The organism is Flavobacterium tibetense (assembly GCF_003293845.1).
Lineage (GTDB): Bacteria > Bacteroidota > Bacteroidia > Flavobacteriales > Flavobacteriaceae > Flavobacterium > Flavobacterium tibetense.
In genome coordinates this window covers 1-5,436 of record NZ_QLST01000028.1, presented here as the reverse complement: position 1 = coordinate 5,436, position 5,436 = coordinate 1, and the positions used below count along the sequence as shown (strand labels likewise).

Below are 5,436 nucleotides of genomic sequence, written 5' to 3'. Positions count from 1 at the left end.
TGGTACTATTTCCTACCAAAGGAATACTACTGCAAATACAAACGATTACGTGTATTGGTCTTCTCCAGTAAATACAGTAAACACTCCTACTGGCTTTATTTACACTTGGGATGCAGATATTCCAAATAGTAACGGTGGCGAAGGCAATTGGGTTGGAGCCGCAAACGTTCCTATGCTTTCAGGTGTAGGTTACATCATGAGAAATATTTTCTCTAGAAATTTCATCGGTGTACCTAGAAACGGTGTAATCCAACCTGCAATAAACAGAGGTACTTATACTGGTCCTGATTATCTGGGAACAAATGGCACTACAATTACAAGATTCAGCGACAATTGGAATCTAGTAGGAAATCCATATCCTTCTTCAATTGATGCAGTTGATTTTATTAACTTAAATACAAACATTGAAGGAGCAGTAAGACTATGGACACACGCAACGCCAGTTTCTACAGCAATACCAAACTCTTTTTATGGCTCATTCTCCGCTAATTATACACCTAACGATTATATTACGTACAACGCCTTAGGAACCGTAAGCGGACCAGCAGGTTTTAACGGCTTCATAGCTGGTGGCCAATCTTTCTTAGTCAACATGTTAGACGGTGCACCAACGACAGAAACGGTAACCTTCAACAATTCATTAAGAAGCAGATCGTATGACAATAGCCAATTTTACAGAACTGCTAACCGTAATGAAAATAACACTCTAAGTAACGAACGTCACCGACTTTGGTTAGACATAAGCAATACGAATGCAATTTCAGACAGAACGCTTATTGGGTACACTACAAACGCAACCTTGGAAAAAGACAGAACTTTTGATGCAGTTATTGGAGTAAAACCAGGTGTGTTAAAAATCTACTCATTAATCGGCACAGATAAAATGACCATTCAAGGACGCCCTGTTCCATTCGATGACAAAGACAAAGTGAAAATCGGTTTTAACGTACCAGCACCAGGTAGTTATACCTTGGCAATAGCAGCTGCAGATGGTCTTCTAGAAGAAAATCAAGAAATTTATGTAGAAGATTTAGAATTAAATTTCACACACAATTTAAGACTAGCTCCCTACTATTTCCATGCAAACAATGCTGGTGAAAACAACAACCGTTTCATCATCAAATACAAATTAGAAAACAAATCCAATGAGGATGATATTACCAATAATGAGGTGCTTATTTTCAATAACAACTCAGGCATAAACATTAATATTGGAAATATTGAAAATGCTGAAATCACCATTCACGACATTCAAGGCAAACTGTTATATAAAAATCAAAACAGTACAGAGCGTGAAATCACTATCAACACCATCCATAAAAATGATCAAACCTTGATTATTCAAATAAAAGACAGAAAAAACAATAAAGTAATTAGTAAAAAACATCTGTATTAGTTGTTTGAGTTTCAGTGCTTGTTTAATTATGTTAAGTTGAAAACTCCCCTTATTTGGGGAGTTTTTATTATAATTTATAGTGTCATTTAAAAAAAAAAAACTAAATTTGAAATGAAATTTTTTATCATAAAACATTTAGGGGAATTAAACTAGAGAGCAGTTAAACTTGTTCTCTTTTTTTTTTACTTACATACACTAAATAGCACTACCAAATAGTGCAGCAAAAGTTAATAACTATTTTCTCCCATTTACTACGTTCTAAAACCATAGTTCATTAATTTTGTAACATAAAAAATGCAATAGAGTGTTTTCAAATCAAAAGAAAATGAAATTAAAAAGCATACATACAACCGAAGTTTTCGAGTTCTATACACCCGATTACACTACAGAAATGGAACTGCCATATGTCGATGTAGGCATTAGTGCAGGCTTCCCCTCACCTGCCGATGACTTTTTAGAATTAACCATCGATTTAAACAAACATTTAATAAAACATAAAGACAGTACATTCTTCGCCAAAGTCAAAGGCCATTCCATGAAAAACGCAGGCATTTTCGATGGCGATTTATTAGTCATAGACAAAAGCCTAGCACCACAAGACGGAAAAATAGCCATTTGTCAAATAGACGGAGAATTCACAGTAAAAAGAATCAAAATAGAAAACGAAGTAGTTTGGTTAATAGCCGAAAATGAAGACTACAAACCCATTAAAGTAACTGAAGAAAACGAACTAATGATCTGGGGAATCGTAATCCATAGCATCAAAACGTTCTAACCGTAATTTGTCATACTGAGTAAGCCTGTGCTGAGCTTGTCGAAGTATCGAGGAATCTCCTACTAGTAGGCTATCCTTTTGAACAAAGTTCAAAAAAACTAATCCCTAATCCCTAATTACTAATCCCTTAAAAAAAATGTTCGCCCTAGTAGATTGCAATAACTTTTACGCCTCTTGCCAAAGAGTATTCGAACCCCATTTAATTGGAAAACCAGTAGTAATACTTTCCAATAATGATGGTTGTGTTATTGCGCGTTCTAACGAAGCTAAAGCATTAGGTATTCCAATGGGAGCTCCTGCATTCGAATTCAAAAAACTATTCGAAGATAACAATGTATTTGTTTATTCTTCAAACTATGCCTTGTATGGTGATATGAGCAGCAGAGTGATGAACATATTGGCAACCTACACACCAGAAATAGAAGTCTACAGTATTGATGAAGCCTTTCTAAAATTCGAAGGTTTTGAATTATTCAATCTTGATGAATATGGTATAAACATCCAAAAGACCGTAACTAAAAATACAGGTGTTCCAATCAGTGTAGGTTTTGCGCCAACAAAAGCACTAGCGAAAGTAGCCAATAAAATAGCAAAGAAGTTCCCTGAACGAACCAAAAGCGTGTATGTAATAGATACGGAAGAAAGGAGAATAAAAGCCCTTAAATGGACTAAAATTGAAGACGTTTGGGGTATAGGTAGAAAACACGCAAAACGCTTACAAGCAGTTAATGTTTTTAATGCTTATCAATTCACTCAATTACACGATGATTGGGTAAGAAAAGAAATGGCAGTTGTAGGGTTGAGGTTAAAACACGAATTGGAAGGTAAACCAACATTGGATTTAGAAACTCCAAAAAGTAAAAAAATGATTGCTACAACAAGATCATTTGAAAAACCTATTACCAAAATTGAAGATATTTCCGAACGTGTAGCAACGTTCACAACTTCCTGTTCCGAAAAACTAAGAAGACAAAACAGCCATTGCAACATGATAATGGTTTTTCTTCACACCAATTATTTCCGAAAAGACCAACCACAATACTCAAGAAGTATTATAATCAACACCGATTTTCCAACAAACTCAACAATCGAGTTAAATCATTATGCCCAAATAGGTTTAAAAGCAATTTTTAAAGAAGGCTACAATTACAAAAAAGCAGGAGTAATAGTAATGGGATTAACACCAAACGACCAAACCCAATTATCACTATTCAACACCTCAAATCCAAAGCATCAACCATTAATGTCAGTAGTTGATAAACTTAATAGAGCCTACGGCAAAAACAAAATCAAGTTCGCCAATCAATCCCTCGGCAGACAATGGAAAATGAAACAAGAAAAATTATCAAAATCATATACAACAAGAATTGATGAGATTATTACAATTAAAATATAAAAGAATTATTATATTTGAAAATAAAATAAATCAATACAAAACTTTCGCCAATCTTGCCAAAAAGGCATGATACTAGTTCGAAAGTTTCGCATATAAACGAGTTATGCCCAATTATAAAACACACAATACAACGACAATGAAAAACATTTTAGCAACATTCATTTTGACAATTTGTAGCTTGACAATTTTTGCTCAAGACAAAACAACGGAAGACTTAAAAACTCTGTCCGACAACAAACAATATGACAAAATCATAGAACACGCTTCTAAATCTAAGGATTACACCGCAAAATCTTTGTATTATATCGGACTTGCATATTATATGAAAGAAGACGATAATAATTGTATCAAGTTTATGAATTTATCCATAGACAAAGACTCGAAAGACCCAGCACCATTCTATATAAAAGCTTCGACCTTGAACTATATGCAGAAGTATGAAGAAGCTGTAAAATCTTTTCAATTAGCTATTAGTTTAAAATCGGACGATGCAGAATTTTATAGCGGACTTGGCGACTCTTACTATAATTTAGAAAAATTAGACTTATCGCTCGAAGCATACAAAAAAGCAACAGAGCAAAAGAATTGCCCTGACAGACCATATTCATTTGTTGCTCAAATCTATTCTGACCAGAAAAATAATGACAAAGCATTAGAAGCATTTTATGTTGCAAAATCGAAAATTGACAAAAAATCCAACTCTTACATAAACGCCTTATTTAATATTGGACTTCTCGAATCTTTAAAAGGAAATTATGACAAAGCAGAACCAGCTTTCGTTGAACTTTTGCAATTAGACCCGAAAGATTATCATTCCTACGCAAAACTTATCCAAATCTATTATCATAAAAAAGAGTACGACAAAGCAAAACCTTACAAAGACAAGTTATACGAAGCTCACAAAAAAGGCGAACTAAAAGACAATTTGAAAGATATGTTTTGCTTTGACCAATTCCAATGGAATGACAAATTAATCCAAGCTTATGAAAGATACGAAGAAGGTTCAAAAGACATTTACAATAAGCATTTATTTTACGTTGTAAACCAAGACGACAAAATTGAATTTCGAATTCAAACAGAATATTCTCCGATTTCTGTTGAACAAGGCGGTTCAAAATATTTACTCTGTCGAACAAAGGGAGACACTCATTCGACTTTTAATATTGGCTTTAACGACAACTTCAAATATGATGACTTAAAGAAAAGTGTAATTGCCGTTCTCGAAGAAAAAGTTAAGCCGACAGCAACTTCAAAACCGACCAAATGACAAGAATAACTGGGCATAATCGAGTAGACGGCTCCGCCAGAAACTGACGGAGTGCGCCTCTCACACCACCGAGCGTACGGGTCACGTACTCGGCGGTTCGCAAAGAGATGGGTTGAGTTGAATGTAGATTTCCGTTAAGGATTCATATCCTTTTTGTTTCAAGCGTTTCAAAGTAATAGTTGTTCCTAAAATGGGACTTTGGGCAATCGCCCAACCACCCTTTCTCGTTCTGCTCCATGCATAGGCGTGGTCTTGGTCTACGCCCAATCGAATCAGGTTTTTCCTTTTCCTTTCGGGTTTCTTCCAATCCTTCCAAATGCAGTAGCGGATGCGATTCCGTAGCCAACCATCGATATCTCGTAATTTCCCCATGATGTTGGTTCCTCGAAAATAGTTTAACCATCCTCGTTGGATTTCCTTTATCTTGGTGATACGTTCTTCTAGTTTGGCTGGAGTGGTTTTTCGGGTAATGCTTTTGAGTCGCATCTTTAGGTTTTTCCATGCCTTTTCGGCTACTACGAGTTGGTATTGATTCTTACTTCCTTTATTGTAAACGGGCACAAATCCAAAGCCAAGTAACGTAAAGTTAGAGGGTTTTCTAA

At 35.2% G+C, this 5,436-nt stretch carries 5 protein-coding genes; 4 read left to right on the top strand and 1 reads right to left on the bottom strand.

Annotation, left to right across the window (positions count from 1 at the left end; translation table 11 throughout):
- The 4 genes from DPN68_RS13180 to DPN68_RS12835 form a co-directional block, all read left to right on the top strand.
- A partial coding sequence (locus DPN68_RS13180) for a hypothetical protein (protein WP_113990032.1) occupies positions 1–1,396 on the top strand: 1,396 nt, incomplete at its 5' end.
- Between the two features lie 325 nt (positions 1,397–1,721).
- On the top strand, positions 1,722–2,171 hold the full coding sequence (locus DPN68_RS12845) for a LexA family protein (protein WP_113990033.1): 450 nt from the start codon (positions 1,722–1,724) through the stop codon (positions 2,169–2,171).
- A gap of 136 nt (positions 2,172–2,307) precedes the next feature.
- A complete protein-coding gene (locus DPN68_RS12840) occupies positions 2,308–3,567 on the top strand; it encodes a Y-family DNA polymerase (protein ID WP_113990031.1) in 1,260 nt (419 codons plus the stop codon).
- A gap of 136 nt (positions 3,568–3,703) precedes the next feature.
- On the top strand, positions 3,704–4,834 hold the full coding sequence (locus DPN68_RS12835; RefSeq protein WP_162298422.1) for a tetratricopeptide repeat protein: 1,131 nt from the start codon (positions 3,704–3,706) through the stop codon (positions 4,832–4,834).
- An 81-nt stretch (positions 4,835–4,915) separates the two neighbouring features.
- Here DPN68_RS12835 and DPN68_RS12830 read toward each other — a convergent pair.
- Positions 4,916–5,436, bottom strand: a 521-nt coding sequence (locus tag DPN68_RS12830) for a group II intron maturase-specific domain-containing protein (protein ID WP_317047785.1), incomplete at its 5' end; no start/stop codon positions are given.

Excerpts from the sequence above, each read along its gene's own strand:
- DPN68_RS12845 (WP_113990033.1), top strand. The coding sequence starts at position 1,722 with ATGAAATTAAAAAGCATACATACAACCGAAGTTTTCGAGTTCTATACA.
- DPN68_RS12840 (WP_113990031.1), top strand. The coding sequence starts at position 2,308 with ATGTTCGCCCTAGTAGATTGCAATAACTTTTACGCCTCTTGCCAAAGA.
- DPN68_RS12835 (WP_162298422.1), top strand. The coding sequence starts at position 3,704 with ATGAAAAACATTTTAGCAACATTCATTTTGACAATTTGTAGCTTGACA.